This is a genomic window from Streptomyces marianii (assembly GCF_005795905.1).
Taxonomy (GTDB): domain Bacteria; phylum Actinomycetota; class Actinomycetes; order Streptomycetales; family Streptomycetaceae; genus Streptomyces; species Streptomyces marianii.
Genome location: NZ_VAWE01000001.1, coordinates 5157136 through 5176962, shown reverse-complemented (window position 1 = coordinate 5176962; position 19827 = coordinate 5157136). Strand labels below are relative to the sequence as shown.

Annotated in this window: 14 protein-coding genes; 6 read left to right on the top strand and 8 right to left on the bottom strand. The window is 73.7% G+C overall.

Going from position 1 to position 19827, the window contains the following annotated elements:
- Positions 1 to 147: 147 nt before the first annotated feature.
- Both FEF34_RS23405 and FEF34_RS23400 read right to left on the bottom strand, forming a co-directional pair.
- The gene (locus FEF34_RS23405; RefSeq protein WP_138054900.1) at positions 148 to 1524 is read right to left on the bottom strand and encodes a phosphomannomutase/phosphoglucomutase; all 1377 of its coding nucleotides are present in this window, start codon (positions 1522 to 1524) and stop codon (positions 148 to 150) included.
- A 401-nt stretch (positions 1525 to 1925) separates the two neighbouring features.
- Positions 1926 to 2357 carry a DUF3499 domain-containing protein gene (locus FEF34_RS23400; RefSeq protein WP_138054899.1) on the bottom strand — a complete coding sequence of 144 codons (432 nt, stop codon included), beginning with the start codon at positions 2355 to 2357 and terminating at the stop codon, positions 1926 to 1928.
- Between the two features lie 398 nt (positions 2358 to 2755).
- On the opposite strand from FEF34_RS23400, the gene FEF34_RS23395 reads away from it, so the two are divergent.
- Entirely contained in the window at positions 2756 to 3184 is a 429-nt protein-coding gene (locus FEF34_RS23395; protein ID WP_138057676.1) for a metallopeptidase family protein, read from the top strand.
- Positions 3185 to 3521: 337 nt separating this feature from the next.
- Here the strand turns inward: FEF34_RS23395 and FEF34_RS23390 are convergent, their stop codons facing one another.
- The 3 genes from FEF34_RS23390 to FEF34_RS23380 all read right to left on the bottom strand — a co-directional run bounded on the left by FEF34_RS23390 (position 3522) and on the right by FEF34_RS23380 (position 9688).
- The gene (locus FEF34_RS23390; RefSeq protein ID WP_138054898.1) at positions 3522 to 5084 is read right to left on the bottom strand and encodes a DUF5719 family protein; all 1563 of its coding nucleotides are present in this window, start codon (positions 5082 to 5084) and stop codon (positions 3522 to 3524) included.
- Positions 5081 to 8818, bottom strand: coding sequence for a glycosyltransferase (locus FEF34_RS23385; protein WP_138054897.1), 3738 nt, complete (start codon positions 8816 to 8818; stop codon positions 5081 to 5083). Before FEF34_RS23385 ends, FEF34_RS23390 begins: the two co-directional genes overlap by 4 nt.
- A gap of 606 nt (positions 8819 to 9424) precedes the next feature.
- Complete coding sequence (locus FEF34_RS23380) at positions 9425 to 9688, bottom strand: WhiB family transcriptional regulator (RefSeq protein WP_017945871.1); 264 nt, start codon at positions 9686 to 9688, stop codon at positions 9425 to 9427.
- A gap of 681 nt (positions 9689 to 10369) precedes the next feature.
- On the opposite strand from FEF34_RS23380, the gene FEF34_RS23375 reads away from it, so the two are divergent.
- The 3 genes from FEF34_RS23375 to FEF34_RS23365 all read left to right on the top strand — a co-directional run bounded on the left by FEF34_RS23375 (position 10370) and on the right by FEF34_RS23365 (position 13244).
- Positions 10370 to 10873 (top strand): cysteine dioxygenase, encoded by a 504-nt coding sequence (locus FEF34_RS23375; protein WP_138054896.1) that lies wholly within the window; start codon positions 10370 to 10372, stop codon positions 10871 to 10873.
- A gap of 119 nt (positions 10874 to 10992) precedes the next feature.
- Positions 10993 to 11949: a 2-phospho-L-lactate transferase gene (gene cofD, locus FEF34_RS23370; RefSeq protein WP_138054895.1), complete on the top strand. Its 957-nt coding sequence runs from the start codon at positions 10993 to 10995 to the stop codon at positions 11947 to 11949.
- Complete coding sequence (locus FEF34_RS23365; protein ID WP_138054894.1) at positions 11946 to 13244, top strand: coenzyme F420-0:L-glutamate ligase; 1299 nt, start codon at positions 11946 to 11948, stop codon at positions 13242 to 13244. The genes cofD and FEF34_RS23365 overlap by 4 nt, the downstream gene beginning before the upstream one ends.
- Positions 13245 to 13422: 178 nt before the next feature.
- On the opposite strand, the gene FEF34_RS23360 is transcribed toward FEF34_RS23365, so the two are convergent.
- The 3 genes from FEF34_RS23360 to FEF34_RS23350 all read right to left on the bottom strand — a co-directional run bounded on the left by FEF34_RS23360 (position 13423) and on the right by FEF34_RS23350 (position 17476).
- Entirely contained in the window at positions 13423 to 14430 is a 1008-nt protein-coding gene (locus FEF34_RS23360; RefSeq protein ID WP_138054893.1) for a DNA-3-methyladenine glycosylase family protein, read from the bottom strand.
- Between the two features lie 397 nt (positions 14431 to 14827).
- Positions 14828 to 15919, bottom strand: a complete 1092-nt coding sequence (gene manB, locus FEF34_RS23355) for a mannose-1-phosphate guanylyltransferase (protein WP_138054892.1) — start codon at positions 15917 to 15919, stop codon at positions 14828 to 14830.
- A gap of 138 nt (positions 15920 to 16057) precedes the next feature.
- On the bottom strand, positions 16058 to 17476 hold the full coding sequence (locus tag FEF34_RS23350; RefSeq protein ID WP_138054891.1) for a peptidoglycan recognition protein family protein: 1419 nt from the start codon (positions 17474 to 17476) through the stop codon (positions 16058 to 16060).
- Between the two features lie 127 nt (positions 17477 to 17603).
- Here FEF34_RS23350 and FEF34_RS23345 point away from each other — a divergent pair, with 127 nt between their 5' ends.
- Positions 17604 to 18356 carry a TIGR03089 family protein gene (locus FEF34_RS23345; protein WP_138054890.1) on the top strand — a complete coding sequence of 251 codons (753 nt, stop codon included), beginning with the start codon at positions 17604 to 17606 and terminating at the stop codon, positions 18354 to 18356.
- A 235-nt stretch (positions 18357 to 18591) separates the two neighbouring features.
- A complete protein-coding gene (locus FEF34_RS23340) occupies positions 18592 to 19812 on the top strand; it encodes an LCP family protein (RefSeq protein WP_407698300.1) in 1221 nt (406 codons plus the stop codon).
- Positions 19813 to 19827 lie beyond the last annotated feature (15 nt).

Below are 19827 nucleotides of genomic sequence, written 5' to 3'. Positions count from 1 at the left end.
GAGGCCGAACGAACCGGACGTTGGAGCCGGGTGCGTGCCGCTCCGGTACGGGAGGCGACGCGGGTGGGTCCGCCCACCCGCCGGCGGGTGGACGACGGGCTCGCCCCGCCCACCCGCGGCCCCGGGCGCTCCCGCCCAGCGCCGGCCTCAGCCGTTCCGCACCAACGCCAGGACCTCGTCCCGCAAGGCCGACATCGTGGCCTCGTCACGGGCCTCGACGTTGAGGCGGAGCAGGGGCTCGGTGTTGGAGGGGCGGAGGTTGAACCACCAGTCGGCGGTGGAGACCGTGAGTCCGTCGAGGGTGTCGAACGTGACGCCGTCGCGGGACGCGAAGGCCTCGCGGACGGCTGCCGTGCGGCCCGCCTGGTCCTCGACCGTGGAGTTGATCTCGCCGGAGGCGGCGTAGCGGTCGTAGCGGCCCACCAGGTCGGACAGCGGGCCGCCATGGGTCCCGAGGGCCGCCAGGACGTGGAGGGCGGCGAGCATGCCCGTGTCGGCGTTCCAGAAGTCGCGGAAGTAGTAGTGCGCGGAGTGCTCGCCGCCGAAGATCGCGCCGCTGCGGGCCATCTCCTCCTTGATGAAGGAGTGTCCGACGCGCGTACGCACCGGCGTACCGCCCTGTTCGCGCACGACCTCGGGCACCGACCACGAGGTGATCAGGTTGTGGATGACGACGCCGCCGCCGTGCCTGGCCAGCTCGCGGGCCGCGACCAGGGCCGTGATCGCCGACGGGGAGACCCCTTCGCCGCGCTCGTCGACGACGAAGCAGCGGTCGGCGTCACCGTCGAAGGCGAGGCCGATGTCCGCGCCCTCCGCGCGTACCCGCTGCTGGAGGTCCACGAGGTTCTTGGGGTCGAGGGGGTTGGCCTCGTGGTTCGGGAACGTTCCGTCCAGCTCGAAGTACATCGGGACGAGCTCGACCGGCAGGGACGCGAAGACCTTCGGGACGGTGTGGCCGCCCATGCCGTTGCCCGCGTCCACGACCACCTTCAGCGGGCGGATCGTCGCAAGGTCCACGAGGGAGAGCAGGTGGGAGGCGTAGTCGTCCAGGGTGTCGCGCTCGGAGACCGTTCCCGGGGCGGCCACGGGGGCGGGGGCTCCGGACTCGCACCAGGACTCGACCAGCTCTCGGATCTCCGTCAGGCCCGTGTCCTGGCCCACCGGGGTCGCGCCCGCGCGGCACATCTTGATGCCGTTGTACCGGGCGGGGTTGTGGGACGCCGTGAACATCGCGCCCGGCAGCGCGAGCTGGCCGGAGGCCGAGTACAACTGGTCCGTCGAGCACAGACCGATCATGGTGACGTCGGCGCCGCGGGCGGCGGCGCCGCGGGCGAAGGCGGCGGAGAGACCGGGCGACGAGGGCCGCATGTCGTGACCGACGACGATGGCCTCCGCATCGGTGACCTGGACGAAGGCGGACCCGAACAGCTCGGCCAGCGACTCGTCCCACTGGTCCGGCACCACCCCGCGCACGTCGTACGCCTTCACGATCTGTGACAGATCAGCAGCAGAGGATGCAGCCACGGCCCAACCTTCCCGAATTCCCTTTGGTCGCAACAAACTACCCGTCGGGGCCGGGACAGCCGGGGCCGGGCCCGAAATTCGGGACGGGCCGGCACGGGCGCCGGGCCGGCCGGCTGCGGACCCGGGGCGGACTCGACGGCCGGCGGCGAACCCGAGGTCGGCGGCCATCGGACCCTCGCCGGAGAGGCCCGCACACGTGAAGCGCCGCGGCCGGAGAACCGGAAACCCCGCGGCCGGGTCATTCCGCCACAGCCGACGCGTCCTGGTCGGCGGATCGCGATCAGCCCGTCCGAGCGGCGCACCGCGGACGGCAGGAAGGCAGGAACGGCGGGAACGGCAGGAACGGCAGGAACGGCAGGAACGGCAGGAACGGCAGGAACGGCGGGAGAGGAAACGCCTCTTCAGGAGTCGGGCGAGCGAAGGACCCGGAGGTGCCCCCGCCGCGCGACCTCCATCGGGTCGGACCTGCGGGCTCCTGAGCCGCCGCCCGCCTGGGCCGCGCGCTCCTGCGGGCGGGCCGCCTCCCTGACAGCGTTCGCCAGGGCCTCGAGATCGTCGCCACTGGGCCGGGCCGGGCCGGAGGCGTCGGAGAGCCGGACGACCTCCCAGCCGCGGGGCGCGGTGAGCCGTTCGCTGTGCTCGGCGCACAGGTCGTAGCAGTGGGGCTCGGCGTAGGTGGCGAGAGGGCCGAGGACCGCGGTCGAGTCGGCATAGACGTACGTCAGTGTCGCGACGGCAGGACGGCCGCACGCGGTGCGCGAACAGCGACGTACAGGGCTCACGACGTTGGACGGTACCGCACTCTTGAGCGGGCCGCGACGACTCTCCGCCACGTCACTCCACCGTGTCGCGTTGTGAGGTCCCGCACAGCCCCGTTCCGGCCAACTGGACTGACCTGCGCGGGAGGAACGGCGGCCGATTCGGGACCCCATGCGATCCGGTCACTACTGCATATTAATTACGTCATTCACGGCGAGTGCTGCGATCAAGGAAAGGCATGGAATCGAGCCCAACCTTGGCCTGAATGTTCAATAAGCGACAAGCCGACGCGGCCCGCCGAGGACGCCCGAAGCAGGCGGCGCCCGGGGCGCCCGGGAGACGTGCGTCGGGGGCCGTCGAAACCTTCACGCCTCCGGGTGGTGCCCCGTCACCCACGAGGGCGATGGCCCCGTGTTCGAGAGGGGCACGGCCCCGCTGCGGCAGGGTCCGGGAGAGCTACGCTGCGTCAGTGATGGACAGTCCCGTACCGCCCCGCCCCGCCGAGCCCAGGCCGCGCCGCCGCGACCGTCACGGCCGGGGGATGCGCGGGCCCGTCGCCCCGCCGCAGGTGCCGCTCTCCGCCAGCCGGGCCGAGTCGTTCCGCGATCTCGTGCAGGACTCGGTGGAACGGCTGGAGCGGCGCTGGCCCCAGCTGACCGAGGTGGAGTTCCTGGTGCTGGACGTACCGGGGTCGCTGGACGAGAGCGTGCCGCTGGGCCGCTCGGTACCGGCGGAGAAGGGCAGTCCGGCGAGGATCGTGGTCTACCGGCGTCCCGTCGAGGTCCGCACGAAGAACCGGGACGAGCGGGCGCTGCTGGTGCACGAGGTGGTGGTGGAGCAGGTGGCGGACCTGCTGGGCCTCGCGCCGGAGTCGGTCGACCCGCGCTACGGCCAGGACTAAGGCATGTTGCGAAAGTAGCTCCGTCCGCCCGTAGGGCGGGGCCTGCGGCGTCTGGTGCATGGGGTCTCCCCCCGGCCCTCCGGCCGAGGGGGTGGGGTCTCCCCAGGCCCTCAAGCCGAGGGAGTGGCGTCTCCCCAGGCCCTCAGGCCGAGGGGAAGATCGCAAGGCGGAGGATCATCCTCGTACCGGACGTACTCGGATGACTCCGACACCGCAGCGAGCGTGGGTGCCAGGCGTCGCGGGCCAGGAAGGACCTTCGCAACACGCCCCAGGCCCGGCCAGGTGGGCGGCGAACGCGTCCGCCGCCCACCGGGGCCCGGAGTAGTGGCCGGGCCCGTCAGTCGTCGAGAACGGAGAGGTCCTGCTTCGCCGCCGGGACCGCGACCAGACCGCGGTCGTCCGGCAGCGTCTGGACGGTGAACATCTGGATGCCGTCCTGCGGAAGCAGCAGCGTGCGGGCCGCGTGGACCGGCCCGCCGGACTGCGGCTCCACGATCAGCGCGTACGAGCCCTTCAGCCCTTCCGGGACGGGCGGACCGACCGCCAGCGTCGTGCCGCCCTTGACCGTGTAGGTCTTGACGGACTGGGACCCGCCCTCGGTGCCGGCCGAGGCCGTCACCTTGACCTGGGCGGTCTCACCGGGCGCGGTGAGGGAGAGCACCGAGCCCTTGGCCCGGTTGTCGGCGGCGGTGGCCCGCTCCCTGACCGGCGCGGTCGCCGGGATGTAGGCGATCTCCTGCTTGTCGCCCTTGCCCCGGGTGACCTGAAGGGCAGCGACCACCGGCGTCGCCGGGGCGCCCTCGGCCGGTGCCAGGAGGATCGAGCCCGCCTCGCCCTTGGTGACGTCCTTCATGTCGAGCGAGGCCGTCATCCCGGACTTCACCCGGAGGCTCTCCGCGCCGGCGGGGTTGATGGTGCCGGTCGCACTCGCGAGGCGCACCTTCAGTTCCGCGTCGTCGTCACCGGGGGCGAACGCGACCAATCGCACGGCGGTCGCGTCCGCCGGGACGCCCGGCAGCACCAGCGTGCCGGCCGGGTCGGCGGACGCCGCCAGCCAGTCGCTGCCGGTCTCGTCCCCGGCGCCCCGCACCGCCGCCCCGACCCGGCCGGTGCGCGTCGTCACGTGCACGGTGACGTCCTCGGCGGGATCGGTCGTCAGGGTGGCGAGCAGGACGGGGACGCTCGCCCCCGGTGGGACCTGGATGCCGTCGCTCAACTGGGACTTGAGAGCGCCGTCCTTGCCGTAGAGCTCGATGTCGACGAGTGCGCCGGAGTCGTCGGGATTGGTGAGGTGGACGTAGTCCTGCCGGTCCTTGGCGAGGCTCGCGCCCGGGAACCAGAGGTCGGTGTCGGGTGCGGTGCAGTGGACTCCGAGCACACCGCGTCCACTGCCGGCGCTCACGGTGGTCGTCTGCTGGGTGGTCCAGCCGGGGGCGAGACCGCCGGTGGCGGTGCCCACGAGCGCCGGGGCGGCACTGCCGCTCGCCTTGGCGCCGACGGGTTTCCCGGGCTGCTTGAGCGTGACGACGGGCTTGTCGGACGGGGGCTTCTTCGAGCTTCCGTCGTTCTCCGCCTCGTCCTCCTGCTTCCCGCCGGCCTTGCCCGCGTCGTCGGCCGGGCCCCTCAACATCGCGACGGAGGGCTTGAGTTCGGCCACAGCACCGGAGGCGGCGGAGCTGCCGCCGCTGCCGGAACCCGGAGTGAAGGACGTGTACACCGTCTCGGCGATGTCCGAGGTCGCCGGGGCCGGGCAGAGCAGGCTGGAGCGCTCCACCGGCAGCCGGGCCGGAGCCGTCGCCTCGGTCACCGCCTCGCCGTCGGGTGCGGTGAGCGCGGCGAATCCGGTCACGGCGGCGAGAGACGTCACGGCCGCGAGGAGCGAGAGGGTCGAGCGGTTCACTGGTTGCTGCTCCCGTCGGGACGCTGCTCGTCCTCGTGGCCGTAGGGGTCGTACGGGCCCGCTTCCGGGCCGGGGCCCGACCCGTACGGGTCGTACTGCTGCGCGTCGTACTCCTGGCCGCCGTACCGGTGGTCGTACTGCTGCGGCTGGTACGGCCCCGGCTGATACTGCCCGGGCTCGTACTGCTGCCCCCCGGGGCCGTCGTACTGCCGGGTGTCCGGGTACGCGTACTGCTGGCCTGCGCTGTCCTGGTACTGGCCCGGGTACGGGTCGGCGTACCCGCCATTCCCGTACGAGCCGTAGCCGGTGGCGGCCGGGGCGCCCTCGTCCGCGTAGGCCCGCTCGTCCCACTCCGCGCCGTACTGCGGCTGCCGGGGCACCTCCGCGTACGGGTCCGGGGCTCCGGCCTCGGGCTGCGGGCCCGCCGCGGGATCCGGCTCCTCCTCGACGGCGGCCGCCTCGGCCTGCGCCGCGCGGAGCCTGCGGGCCCGGCGGCCCTCGCCCTCGACGGGCTGGGCCGGGATCGCGGCCTCCTCCTCGGGCAGGTCGTCGTCGATCTCGCGGCGCCGGCCGGGCAGGGCCAGCACGATCAGGACGAGGGCGAGCGCGCCCTGCGTCCAGATCCAGGCGGTGTGGGTGACCGGGGCCTCGTAGGTGAGGTCGAGCCGTCCGCCCTCGGCGGGCAGTTCGAAGCCCTGGGCCCAGCCGTCCACGGTGGTGCTCTTCAGCTGGCGGCCGTCGAGCGTGGCCTGCCAGCCGTCGTCCGCGCGGTCCGCGATGCGCAGTACCCGGCCGTCGGGGCCCTTGGGGACGTCAGTGTGGGCCTCGACCGGTCCGGAGGCCACCGGCAGCGGCTCCGCCCCGCCGCTGACGATGACCGCGCGGGCGATCTGGCTGTCCACCCTCCACAGCGCACTGCCGTCGAGCTGACTGAGCCGGGAGAGGCCGGGGGTGGCGTCGAGGACGCGGCTCATCTGGCGCGGCGCGCCGTCGCGGACCAGCACGTACCGGATGGCGAAGCCGCTGAGCTGACTGGTCTGGTCGGCGCCGGAGCCGGCGACGAGGTTGGCGACGACCTTGTCGAGGCGCGGATCGCTGCCCGCGGCCTCGCTGAGCTCGGCGTCGCCGAGGCGCCCGCCGGAGCCGCGGACGAGCGTGTACGACACCTTCGCCGGCGACGAGCCGCCGAGGACGAGCGTGCGGGGCTGGTCGCGGGTGCCGCTCTCCTCGGCGACGAAGGCGGGGACCTGCACCGGGTCGCGGCGCTCCAGCGGGCCCGCGGCGCCACTGATCATCCAGCTTCCCGCGGCGAGCAGCGGCGCGGCCGCGGCCGCGAGGGCGACGAGCGCGGCCACGGGCTGACGCCAGCCGAAGCTCTGGGCGGCGACGCGCCGGCGGGCGCCCTCCGCGCCGACGACCGCGGCGGCGATCAGGGCGATGCCGTAGACGAGGGTGGCCGGTCCGGCCCAGCCCGAGCCGTTGGCCAGGACCGCGAAGACCAGCGCGACGACCCCGACGGCCCAGGCGGTGCGGATCGCGAACTGCCGCTCGGCGCGCAGCAGGGCGGCGAGAGCGGCCAGGACCACGCCGATGAGGAGCAGCCCGCCGACGGTCTTGGGACCGCCGGGGCTGGTGCCGAGCAGGTCGAGCGGGGAGGCCGCGCCGGTGCCGAACTCCAGCCCCGCCTCGCGCAGGAAGCGGGACGGGTCGGTCAGCAGCGACAGCGACCAGGGCGCCAGGACCAGCAGCGGGGTGCCGGCCACGACGAGGAAGCGCATCCCGTAGGCGGTGATGTCGCCGCGGCGCAGCACGAGGGCGGCCAGGCCGAGGACGACGGCGAGCGGCCAGACGACGGGGGTGAAGGCCATCGCGAACGTCAGCAGCAGCGCGTACGCCCAGGTGGCCCGCCAGCTGCCGCGCGCACCGTCGGTACGGGCCAGTCCGTAGGCCGCGACCGCGGTGCGGGCGATCAGCGGGAGCACGACGGCGAGGACGGCGGTGCCGAGCCGCCCGGTGGCGAGTGCGCCGGTGGCGGCGGGCAGGAACGCGTACGCGACGCTCGCCCAGGCCCGCAGCAGCCGGGACTCGATCAGCGAACGCGAGGCGAAGTACGCCGTGACGCCCGCGAGCGGAACCGAGCAGACGAGCAGCAGGGTGAGCGCGAAGCCGGTGGAGCCGAGGAAGAGTCCGGAGAGGATGCTCAGGATCGCGAGGTACGGCGGTGCCGTCTGGGTCCCGCCGGTGCCGAGCGGGTGCCAGGCGTCGGCGTAGCGGCTCCACAGCTCGGAGAGGTCGCCCGGCGCGGGCAGCAGGGCGCCGCCCGCGAGCGCGCCGCCGCCGAGAAGGCCGCGGCAGGCCACGAGGGAGACGAGCAGCAGCACCGCGAAGAGGACCGGCCCGGGCTTGCGGGCGATCTTCTTGAGCCGGGCGAACTGCTCGACCTCGAGGAAGTCGGCCTCGTCGCCGCCGGGACCGGACTCGACGGCTCCGTGCCGTGAGCCGCCGGAGTCGGAGTCGCGCCCGGCGCCGAGACTTCCGGCGACCTGTTCGACGGTGGCGCGGACGGTGGCGCCGGGCGGCGGGAAGAGCGGTCGCAGTTCGCTCGCGTCGACGAGGGCTCTGCCGCGCCTGCGGCGGGCGGCGAGGATCCGCTCCGGGCGCAGCAGGGTGCCGAGAAGGCCCATGACCTCGTCGACCGCCTGGCCGGGCACCTTGCCGACGAGATACGCGACGGTGCGCAGCAGGGTGCCGAGGACGAGGCGGAGCATGACGAACGGCAGGGACCTGCCGCGCGCGTTGACGAGCAGGGTGTAGACGGCGCCCGCCTTGTCGACGCGGTGCGGGCTGGCGACGGATCGGCCCGCGCAGTCGACGGTGCGGCGCTCGCGGGCGGCGGCTTCGGCGTGCCGCAGCACGGCGCCGGGGGCGACGAACACGCTGTGGCCCGCAGTGTGGGCGCGCCAGCAGAAGTCCACGTCATCACGCATCAGGGGCAGCCGCTGGTCGAAGCCGCCGAGTTCCTCCCAGACGTCGCGGCGCACGAGCATGCCCGCGGAGGAGACGGAGAGCACGGAGCGGACCTGGTCGTGCTGGCCCTGGTCCTGCTCCCGGCGGTCGAGCCCGGTCCAGCGGCGGCCGCTGTTGGCGATGGAGACGCCGGCCTCGAGGAGCTGCTTGCGGTCGTACCAGCCGCGCAGCTTGGGGCCGATGACCACGGCGTGTTCGTCGGAGTCGGCGACGCGGAGGAGTTCGGCGAGGGCGTCGGGGGCGGGTGCGCAGTCGTCGTGCAGCAGCCAGAGCCACTGGACCGGTTCACCGTGCGGCAGCTCCGGCATGTCGTACGCCTCGTCGCGCCAGGTCCTGGTCACCGGGTCCCAGCCGCTGGGCCGCCTCAGATAGGGCAGGTCGTCCGGGGTGAGCACCGGCGCGGTGCGGGCAGCCTCCTCGACGGCGGCACCGAAACCGGTACGGCGGGCGAGGTGCAGGACCCGGTCGGCGCCCAGTGCCTCGGTGACCAGCCGTGCGGAGTCGTCGGCGCTGCCGGTGTCGGCGGCGACGACGTTCTGTACGGGGCGCTCCTGACCGAGCAGCCCGGCGAGCGCGTCGGGCAGCCACCGGGCACCGTCGTGGGAGACGAGTACGGCGGTGACGACGTGCCGCGGAAACTCGGGCGGGGTGGCGGGAACGAGCCCCGCCGAGGTGGCGGGAACAAACTCCGCAGGGGTGGCGGACATTGAGGTACGGGCCCTCCGGCCGGTTCGCCCCCGTGTGGGGGCGCTGGAGCGTCTGGGACGGGGCCCCACACTAACGGTCCGGCGGAGCGCCGGGGCGCGGGCCGTCCACGCGGGGCCGGCGGCCGGGGCGGGCCGCTCCCGGGCGGCGGCCGGACATCGCGCCGGCGACAGCGGGAGGGCAACGGATCACGGCCGGAGCGGGGATGCCGGCGGGCGAGCAACGGATCCCGCCCGGGACGGAAATACCGGCGGGCGTACGAGAAGGTCCGCCGCTCGGCAGCGGAGCCGGGGTGGCGGACCTTCTCGTACGCGATGCGCGGACGTGTCCTGTGCGATGCGCGGACGCGCGGGATGTTTCGCGTCGGGGCGGCGAAGGGGCGTGCGCACCGGGCGGGGTGCCGCGTGGGCCGTCGCGGGCGGCGGTCACGGCCGTCGCCACGGGAGCGGGTACCGGCCGGGCCGTCGCGGGTCGTGACGGTGACCAGTGGCGGGCGCGGTCGACGACCGGCCGGGCGGTCGGGCGGTCGGGCGGTGGGTCGGGCGGCGGTCCGGCCGGACGGCTGCCCGCCGTCTCCGGAACGCGGCCTCTCAGACCGTGGCCCTACTTCAGACCGCGGCCTTCTTCAGCCGGCGGCGCTCACGCTCGGACAAGCCGCCCCAGATGCCGAACCGCTCGTCGTTGGCGAGGGCGTACTCGAGGCATTCGGAACGGACTTCGCAGGCGAGGCAGACCTTCTTGGCCTCGCGGGTGGATCCGCCCTTCTCGGGGAAGAAGGACTCGGGGTCGGTCTGGGCGCACAACGCGCGCTCCTGCCAGCCGAGTTCCTCGTCCGCGTCCTCGACCAGCAGTTGCTGGAACAGCTCGGTCATGTGCGCCCCTCGTCTGTCTTTGCGTCCCCGTGATCCGGCCGTGAGCCGTACCGATTTCGGCCGAACGACACGAGTGAAATTACAAGTGTGTGGATCCGGGCCAGTCAAGCCGAGATCTGCTATTGGGCCCCGTATTCACTCTGCGGAACCAAGCGTATGCGGAAAGTGTTCAAATCACTAAAAACTATGACACTTGCCGCCGACCTGACCGCACCCTCCCCCTCCCGCGATGCCGCACCGGCGTTCACCGGCGCCACAAGGAAGGACGCCTCGCGCTTCGATCTTGTTGCGATCCAGCCACACAAGCGATCCGGATCACAGTCCGATCACAAGAGCGCAACGACGTTTGAGAGCACAGTTGCAGCGCCATGTCTCCGACTCCGTCGAAGCACAAACCTTTCTCCGACCGGAGTAACCGGATGAGGTGAAACATTGCCGCCAAATCGGTCATCGAGTTGACATCCGGAGCCGTGGTCGTCACCTTGGATGGCATGCCAGCGACCACAGCGCCCTCCGCGACCCACGCGATCCGTGGGTTCCGCAGCGCTGTCCAGGCGCGCTGTTGCTGTTCCAGCTGTTGATGCCGTAGCGCTCCAGCTCTCCCCGGTCCGCCCGTTCCCGGCGGGCTTCGCGACACCCCAGCACTGACCTTCCGTTTCTGCCGAGGAACCACCGCACCCCATGAACAGCGACAGCGACCTCCAGATCGCCGGCGACATCCTCGAGGTCCCGCACCTCCTCCAGCCCGCCAAGGAGCACCCGTCCACCGTGGCCGAGTTCGCCGGACTCGCCCGGTCCATCGCCGAGGACCGCACCCGGTGGGCCCCGCTCGTCCGGTACGACGCCACGACGCGGTGGTACCACCGGCTGCGCACCGGCCCCGGTTACGAGGTCTGGCTGCTGTCCTGGGTCCCGGGACAGGGCAGCGGACTTCACGACCACGGCCCCTCCTCCGGCGTACTGACCGTCCTGGAGGGCGAGTTGACGGAGCGGACCGCGCGGGCCGACCGCGCCCTGACCGCCGGCGCGCAGCGCGTCTTCGCCCCCGGGTACGTGCACGAGGTGGTCAACGACTCGCTCGAGCCGGCCGTGAGCCTGCACGTCTACTTCCCGGGCCTGACCGAGATGCCGATGCACACGGCCCACTGCTCGCCGGCCGCCCGGCGGGGCGCCGTCGTCGCCTGACCGCGGCCCGCCCGTACCGTCCGGCCCGGCAACGCACCTCCGCCCGCAGCCTGCCCCCGGCCCCTCGGCCGGCGGACCGCGACTCATCCCGGGGTGCCGGCGCCTGACACACTCTGGGCATGCGCATTGTGGTTCTGGCCGGTGGCATCGGCGGTGCTCGTTTTCTGCGTGGCCTCAAGGCGGCCGCCCCCGAAGCCGACATCACGGTCATCGGCAACACCGGTGACGACATCCATCTGTTCGGGCTGAAGGTCTGCCCGGACCTCGACACGGTGATGTACACGCTCGGCGGCGGCATCAACGAGGAGCAGGGCTGGGGACGTTCCGACGAGACCTTCCAGGTCAAGAGCGAGCTCGCGGCGTACGGCGTGGGACCCGAGTGGTTCGGGCTCGGTGACCGCGACTTCGCCACGCACATCGTCCGGACCCAGATGCTCGGTGCGGGCTATCCGCTGAGCGCCGTCACCGAGGCGCTGTGCGCACGCTGGCAGCCCGGGGTGCGGCTGCTGCCGATGTCCGACGACAGGGTCGAGACCCATGTCGCCGTCGACGTCGACGGCGAACGCCGGGCCGTCCACTTCCAGGAGTACTGGGTCAGGCTGCGGGCGTCCGTCGACGCGCAGGCCGTCGTGCCCGTCGGGGCCGAGCAGGCCAAGCCCGCACCCGGCGTGCTGGAGGCGATCGGCGAGGCAGACGTCATCCTCTTCCCGCCGTCGAACCCCGTCGTGAGCGTGGGGACGATCCTGGCGGTGCCGGGCATCCGCGAGGCGATCGCCGACGCGGGCGTTCCGGTCGTGGGGCTCTCCCCCATCGTCGGCGACGCCCCCGTGCGCGGCATGGCCGACAAGGTGCTGGCCGCGGTCGGCGTCGAGTCGACGGCCGCCGCCGTGGCACGGCACTACGGGTCGGGGCTGCTGGACGGCTGGCTCGTGGACACGGTGGACGCGGCCGCGGTGGCCGAGGTCGAGGAGGCCGGGATCCGCTGCCGGTCGGTACCGCTGATGATGAGCGACCTCGACGCCACGGCCGCGATGGCGCGCGAGGCGCTGGCGCTCGCCGAGGAGGTCCGCGGATGACCGCACCGTCCTACCGGGTGTGGGCGCTGCGGGGACTGCCCGAGGTACGGCCCGGAGACGACGTCGCGAAGCTGATCGCGGCCGGTGAGCCCGGGCTGGTGGACGGCGACGTCCTCCTCGTCACCTCGAAGATCGTGAGCAAGGCGGAGGGCCGGATCGTCGAGGCCGAGGACCGCGAGGCGGCCGTCGACGCGGAGACGGTACGGGTGGTGGCCCGCCGCGGTGCCCTGCGCATCGTCGAGAACCGTCAGGGGCTGGTGATGGCCGCGGCCGGGGTGGACGCCTCCAACACCCCCGCCGGGACCGTGCTGTTGCTGCCCGAGGACCCGGACGCCTCGGCCTCGCGCATCCGGGAAGGGCTGCGGGACGCGCTCGGCGTCGAGGTGGGCGTGGTGATCACGGACACCTTCGGCCGCCCGTGGCGGGCGGGGCTCACCGATGTCGCCATCGGAGCGGCGGGCGTACGGGTCCTGGACGACCTGCGCGGCGGCACCGACGCGCACGGCAACCGGCTCGACGCGACGGTCGTCGCCACCGCGGACGAACTCGCCGCGGCCGGCGATCTGGTCAAGGGCAAGGCGGCCGGGCTGCCGGTGGCGGTGGTGCGAGGGCTCGGCCATGTCGTCGCGAACGGGACCGACGGCGCCCGCGCGCTGGTGCGCCCCGCGGCGGACGACATGTTCCGGCTCGGCACCTCCGAGGCGGTAAGGGAGGCGGTGGCCCAGCGCCGCACGGTGCGCGCCTTCACCGACGAGCCCGTGGACCCGGGCGCCGTCCGCCGCGCGGTCGCGGCCGCCGTGACCGCGCCGGCTCCCCACCACACGACGCCCTGGCGCTTCGTGCTGCTCGAGTCGGAGTCCTCACGGCTGCGCCTCCTCGACGCGATGCGCGAGGCCTGGATCGCGGACCTGCGCCGCGACGGCAAGTCCGAGGAGTCGGTCGCGAAGCGCGTGCGGCGCGGCGACGTCCTGCGCAACGCGCCGTATCTGGCGGTGCCCTGCATGGTCGTGGACGGCTCGCACCACTACGGCGACGAGCGCCGCGACGCCGCGGAGCGCGAGATGTTCGTCGTCGCGACGGGCGCGGGCGTCCAGAACTTCCTGGTGGCGCTGGCGGGCGAGCGACTCGGGTCGGCGTGGGTGTCGTCCACGATGTTCTGCCGCGATGTCGTCCGCGAGGTGCTGGACCTGCCGTCCGGCTGGGACCCGATGGGCGCGGTCGCGATCGGGCACGCGGCACAGGCGCCGAAGGAGCGGCCGGCACGGGACGCGGGGGCGTTCGTCGAGGTGCGGTGAGCGCGGGGGCGGCGGGTGACGGGGACGCGACGGTCGCGGCGCGCTTCTCCCCGGGGTGCTGTCCGTGCCACGGCACCCTCGGTTCCCCCGGCGGGAGGCCGGCGATCCCGGCAGGCGCGCGCACGCCGCCCGCCCCTCTCTCCCCAGCGCACTCGAGGAGTGCGAACGCCCCTCCGGATCACAGTCCGCCGATGTCCCAGCGCGGCATCTTCGGTGTGCGGCGGGGCGGGGTCCGGCCGCCGAGGAGGACGAAGCGGGCGGCGCGGTGGCGCTGGCCGGCGTACGGGGCGAGGAGTTCGAGCATCACCGCGTCGTCCGCGTCCCGGTCTCCCGCGAGGGCGTAGCCGACGATGCGCGGCAGATGGAGGTCCCCGAGGGTGATCGCGTCCGGGGCGCCGTTGCTGCGCTGGACGGTCTCGGCGGAGGTCCAGGGGCCGATGCCCGGGATCAGCTCCAGGCGTGCCATGGCCGCCTCGGGCTCCATCGCGGCGGCCTCCTCCATCCTGCGCGCGGCGCGGACCGCGCGCAGGATCGTGGACGCGCGCTTGTCGTCGACGCCCGCGCGGTGCCACTCCCAGGAGGGGATCGTCGCCCAGGTGCGGGCGTCCGGCATGACGCGCATCCGGTCGGAGCACGGGCCGGGTGCGGGCTCGCCGTACCTGCGTACGAGGAGACGCCAGGCGCGGTACGCCTCGTCCGTGGTGACCTTCTGCTCCAGGATCGACGGGATCAGGTTCTCCAGGACCAGTCCCGTGCGGGTGAGGCGCAGTCCGCGGCGGCGGCGGTGGCTGGCCGCGACGAGGCGGTGGCGCGGCTCGAACGCGTCCGGGTCGTCCAGGTCGCCCAGCATCGCGGGCAGTCGGTCGAGGAGCCACTCGGCTCCGGGGCCCCACGCCTCGGCGTGCACCGCCGTGCCCTGCGCCGTCACGCGCAGCGTGCCGGGGCCGGCGGGCGTCCGGGCGGCGCGCCAGACGGAGCCGTCGGGGGTCGTACGGAACGTCGGGTCGCCCGGGCCGCGCCGCAGCGGTCCCAGCACCAGTCCGAGGTCCAGTGGGCCCGGCGGGACGTACGTCCGCTCCCGGCCGCCGGCGGTCGCCGCCCCGGCCCTGGGCGCGGGTACGGCGGTCTCGCCGCCGCGCACCGTGGTGCGGGTGACGGCGGGCCGGGTGGTGAAGCGTCCTGCCACGGATGGGTGTCCTGGGTGCGGGCGGCGTGCCGAGGTCTGCCCCGAGCCTAAGGGGTGCGGCTTCGCAGCGGGACCCCGCGACCGCCGGCGGGACCGCGATCCGGCACCGCGACGCCATGAACCCGCCATCCGGACCGCGAACCGTGGCCCCGCGGTCCGGCACGGGCCGCGGATCGGACGCGGGGCAGCCGCTCCGGCTGCGGTACACGTCGTCCCGGTGCACAGGCGCGGGACCGACGGCGCGGCCCGACCGGAAGGAGGCGCGGGAGAGTCAGGCGCAGCCCGACCGGAAGGAGGCGCGGGAGAGCCGGGCGCAGCCGGACCGGGCTCGGCGGACCGCCGGGCCGGCGGCGCGTTGCCGCACCGGCGCCGGGTCACCGGGCGGGCGCGCGCTCGGCTACTGGTCCGAGGAGAAGCGGACCGCGCCCGCCGGGATCGCGGCGTCGCACCAGACCCGGACACCGTCGCGCAGCTCGTTGTCGGGTCCGATGACCGCTGCGTCGCCGACGACCGCGTCCGTGAGCACCGTGCGTGCGCCCACGCGTGCGCCCGCGCCGACGAGCGAGTCGGTGACCACCGCGCCGGCCTCGACCACCGCGCCGGCCAGGAGGGTGCTGCCGCTGATCCTGGCGCCCTCGCCGACGGTGGCGCCCTCCCCCACGACGGTTCCCCCGGTCAGCTTGGCGTCGGCGGCGACCGTCGCGGTCGGCAGGACGAGGCGGTCCCCGCAGCGGCCGGGCACCGCCGGCGACGGGGCCCGGCCGAGGACGAGGTCGGCGGAGCCGCGGACGAACGCCTGCGGGGTGCCGAGGTCCAGCCAGTACGTGGAGTCGACCATGCCCTGGAGGTGGGCCCCGGAGCTCAGCAGCTCGGGGAAGGTCTCGCGCTCGACGGACACCGGCCGGCCGGCCGGGATGCCGTCGATGACGGAGCGGCGGAAAACGTACGCGCCCGCGTTGATCTGGTCGGTGACGATCTCCTCCGGGGTCCCCGGCTTCTCCAGGAACGCCGTGACCCTGCCGGTGGCGTCCGTGGGCACCAGACCGAAGGCGCGCGGGTCCTCGACCCGGGTCAGATGCAGCGACACATCGGCTCCCGAGGACCGGTGGGTGTCGACGAGGGCCGGGATGTCCAGTCCCGTGAGGATGTCCCCGTTGAAGATGAGCACCGGATCGTCCGGGCCCGACCTCAGTCGGGACGCGACGTTACGGATCGCCCCGCCCGTGCCCAGGGGTTCCACCTCGGTGACGTACTCCAGATGCAGACCGAGCGACGAACCGTCCCCGAAGTACGGCTCGAAGACCTCCGCCAGGTACGACGTCGCCAGCACGATGTGCTCGACGCCCGCGGCGCGCGCCCGCGCCAGCTGGTGCGTGAGGAACGGCACCCCCGCCGCCGGAACCATGGGCTTCGGCGTGTTCACGGTGAGCGGGCGGAGCCGTGTGCCTTTGCCGCCGACCAGGAGGATCGCTTCTTGGGCCTTGGTCAATGCCTTCTCTGCTTCCTTCTGGGGCCGGGCGATTCGCGCGTGTGACCGGCCAGTGTATGCAGCCTGTGCGTACGTACGTATGCGGCACCGCCGGACCAACCGGTCCGGCGGATGCGCCGGATGACGGCGGGTGGGTCCTCAGCGGCCCTGGAGTCTGGCCGCGACCGCGCGGGCCGTGCCGAGTTGGCCGTAGAGGCGCGCGCCCGGGCAGTCCGTGGCGAATCCGTCCCGGTGCCCGGAGATGACGTGGAGCCTGGCCTTTGTGCCCTTCGCGTATCTGTTGCCGCCACCCGACGTCAGAAATGTCGTGGCCTTCGGGTTGGCCCCGAAGAGCCCGAGCTTCCATGCGGCGAGTTTGGCGATGGCGTCCACCGCTGCCTTGGGCGGAGTGGTCGAACTGTACGTTCCGAGCACGGCGATGCCCATGCTGTTGGTGTTGAAACCGCGTGTGTGCGCGCCGAGGACCGGTTTGGCCACGCCTCCCGCCCTGCCTTCGTAGATGTTTCCGCACTTGTCGACGGCGAAGTTGTAGCCGATGTCGCGCCAGCCGCTGCTCTCCACGTGGTAGCGGTAGATACTGCGGAGGACGGAGCCGGACTGCCGGCAGGTGAACCGGTTGCCCGTGGCGGTGTGGTGGACGAAGGCGGCCTGGACCGTCTTCGTGTAGACGAACTGCTTCTCGCGCAGGGCCTCGTCGGCACCCCAGCCCTTGCGCGTGACGATACCGGGGCGGGGCCCGATGTACGGCTTGGCGACCCCGTACGCCGCGGCCTCCGCCCCCGTCTCCGCCTTGCTCAGCGGGAGGATCGCGTCGGAGCCGAGGGGCGCGAGGTCCGCGTTGACGGCGGAGGCGGCCGCCGACTCGGGCGTGAGCGACGTGGTCAGGGCCGGATCGCCGATGGCTCCCGGCAGTTCCTCGTACACGCCTTCGCCGGGCACGGGGATCTCCGGCCTCTCCGGGAGGGGGGCGAGCGGAGCCGGGTTCTCCTGGCTCCCGGGCCGCGGGTCGCCCGGCTGCGGGCTCTCCGGTTCATCGCCCGGGTCGACGAGTTCCAGCCGCAGCCCTCCGGGAAGGGGCGGCGTGGCGGCGCGGATCGAGCCCCGGGCGGGCTCGGGCCGCACCCGGACCGCCACCGCGTCCGAGTCGCCGACCCACAGGGGGGCGGTCGCCCCGCGCACCGTGCCCTCGGCCCGCTCCTCGGAGCCGGGGTCCGGGGCGTGTTCGAAGTCGTGGGTCTCCACGTCCTGCCATTCCGACCACGCGCCCGAGCCGATGGCGCGGGTACGGACCTGGACCGAGCCGTGGAGCTCGCTGTCCGGGTCCTCCCACACGACACCGACGAGGGAGAACGGCCGGGTCTCGCGCTGCGGCAGACCTTGGGCGACCGCCCCGCCGGCGGAGCGTTCGTAGCCGGGCAGAGGGCCCAGGGGCAACGACTGCGTCGAGCCCGGGAGATCCGGCACGCGCGGCGCGGCGGAGGCGACGGGGGTGAGCGCGGGAAGAGCGAGGGCGGCGGTGCAGGCGACTCCGACGGAGGATGCAAGGTAGGCACGCATGGCTCGATCCTTGGGCGGCGGCAGGGGATCCGCCCACCGGGAAACCGGCGCTCCGTCGACCCGTCCGGGGGACGTCGTCACCGGGACGGCCGCGGCGGCGCGGCGGGCGCCGCGTACCCTTTCCCGAGTGAACGCCAGCGACCGCACCCCGGCCGACCTGCTGCGATCCGCGCTCGCCGCGGACCCCGCACGCCCGTTGGTCACCTTCTACGACGATGCCACCGGTGAGCGCGTGGAATTGTCCGTCGCCACCTTCGCCAATTGGGTGGCCAAGACATCGAACCTCCTGCAGGACGGCCTGTCCGCCGAGCCGGGGGACCGGCTCGCCCTGCTGCTGCCCGCGCACTGGCAGACGGCCGTGTGGCTGCTCGCCTGCTCATCGGTGGGAGTCGTCGCGGACGTCGGAGGCGACCCGGCGGCCGCGGACCTGGTCGTGAGCGGCCCGGACACCCTCGATGCCGCCCGCGCCTGCTCCGGTGAGCGGATCGCGCTGGCGCTGCGCCCGCTCGGCGGCCGGTTCCCTCAGCCTCCCGAGGGGTTCACCGACTACGCGGTCGAGGTCCCCGGCCAGGGCGACCGTTTCGCCCCCTACGTACCGGTCGACGCGGGCGCTCCCGCGCTCGCCGTCGGAGGCGTGGAGTTCACCGGGGCGCAGCTCGTGGAGCGCGCCCGCGCGGACGCCGCCGAGCTGGGCCTGGCGCCCGGGTCGCGACTGCTGTCGGGCCACGGGTACGCGAACTGGGAGGGGCTGTCCGCCGGACTGTACGCACCTCTCGCGTCCGGCGGCTCGGTCGTGCTCTGCCGGAACCTGGACCGGCTGCCGGCGCAGGACCTGGAGAAGCGGATCGGGAGCGAGCGGGTGACGGGCACGGCGGTCTGATTCCCAGGCGCCGCCGCACGGCTCCGCCGGCGGGCCCCGGGCCCCGGTCGCCCCGGCCCGCGCCGCTCGCCAAGCGCCACCCGTCGGCACGGCTCTGACCAGCGACGTCGTAGGGCCGGCGCTGCGGATTCACCCGTTCGGCCCAGTGGGCACCGGGCCCGCAGGCCGCGGCGGCAGGTCCGGTGGATCATCGGCGGTGGGTACTGCGACAGACCACCGCGAGGACGGACGCCCATTGACCGACAGCGCCGGCACGCCCGCCGAACCCGACGGCACCGCGGAGCACGCCGCCGGTGACGGCTCCGGTGCGGGCGGCGGAGGGCGCGGGGACGGGAAGCGGCGGCGGGGCCGCAGCATGCGGTGGGTCGCGCTGGGCGTCTCGCTCCTGGTGCTGCTGGTCTCCGGTGTCGGCTGGTGGCTGTACCGCAAGCTGGAGGGCAACATCACCACGGACCTGACCGCCGTGGAGGAACTGGAGCGCTACGACAGGGAGCGCCCACTGCCCGCACCGCACGGCGCGCAGAACATCCTGCTGATCGGCTCCGACAGCCGCGCCGGTGCCAACAACGGCAAGTACGGCCGCGACAGGGGCGTCCAGCGCTCGGACACCACGATCCTGCTGCACATCGCGGGCGACCGCCGGAGCGTGACCGCGGTGTCCGTGCCCCGCGACCTCCTGGTCGGCATCCCGAGCTGCCGTACCGCCGAGGGCACCCGCAGCCGGGCGCAGTACGCCCAGTTCAACTCGGCCTTCGCCGTCGGCGGTGCGGCGTGCACGATCCGCACGGTCGAACGGCTCACCGGCGTCCGGATCGACCACCACATGATCGTCGACTTCCACGGTTTCAAGAGCATGGTCGACGCCGTGGGCGGGGTGACGGTCTGCCTTCCTGCGCCCATCGACGACGCGGACGCGCATCTGAGGCTGAAGGCCGGCAAGCACACCCTGAACGGCGAGCAGGCCCTCGGCTACGTCCGCGCCCGCAAGTCCCTCGGCAACGGCAGCGACACCGAACGCATGGACCGACAGCAGCAGTTCCTCGGCGCGCTGTTCAACAAGGTCCAGAGCAACGGGGTCCTGCTGAACCCGGCCCGCCTCTACCCCGTGCTCGACGCGGCGACCCGGTCGCTCACCACCGACCCGGGCCTGGACTCCCTGAAGGACCTGTTCGATCTGGCCCGTTCCCTGCGCGGAGTACCGACGGAGCGCGTGCAGTTCCTCACCGTGCCGCGCCGGCCCTATCCGTACGACCCCAACCGCGATGTCCTCGCGCAGCCGGCGGCGAGCAGACTCTTCGAGCGGTTGCGCAAGGACGCCCCGGTGCGTGTGGTGCCCAGGGAGACGACGGCGAGCACCGCGAGGGACACGGAACGTGACAGCGGAACGGGGTCGCAGAACCCTTCGGCGACGCCCACGTTCTCCGGCACCAACGCGACATCGGCCGGGTGCGGGTAAAGCCCTGCCCAAAGA

Coding starts and splice junctions, on each gene's coding strand:
- FEF34_RS23395 (WP_138057676.1), top strand. CDS start 2,756: ATGGACAGTCCCGTACCGCCCCGCCCCGCCGAGCCCAGGCCGCGCCGC.
- FEF34_RS23385 (WP_138054897.1), bottom strand. CDS start 8,818: ATGTCCGCCACCCCTGCGGAGTTTGTTCCCGCCACCTCGGCGGGGCTC.
- FEF34_RS23380 (WP_017945871.1), bottom strand. CDS start 9,688: ATGACCGAGCTGTTCCAGCAACTGCTGGTCGAGGACGCGGACGAGGAA.
- FEF34_RS23375 (WP_138054896.1), top strand. CDS start 10,370: ATGAACAGCGACAGCGACCTCCAGATCGCCGGCGACATCCTCGAGGTC.
- cofD (WP_138054895.1), top strand. CDS start 10,993: ATGCGCATTGTGGTTCTGGCCGGTGGCATCGGCGGTGCTCGTTTTCTG.
- FEF34_RS23365 (WP_138054894.1), top strand. CDS start 11,946: ATGACCGCACCGTCCTACCGGGTGTGGGCGCTGCGGGGACTGCCCGAG.
- FEF34_RS23350 (WP_138054891.1), bottom strand. CDS start 17,476: ATGCGTGCCTACCTTGCATCCTCCGTCGGAGTCGCCTGCACCGCCGCC.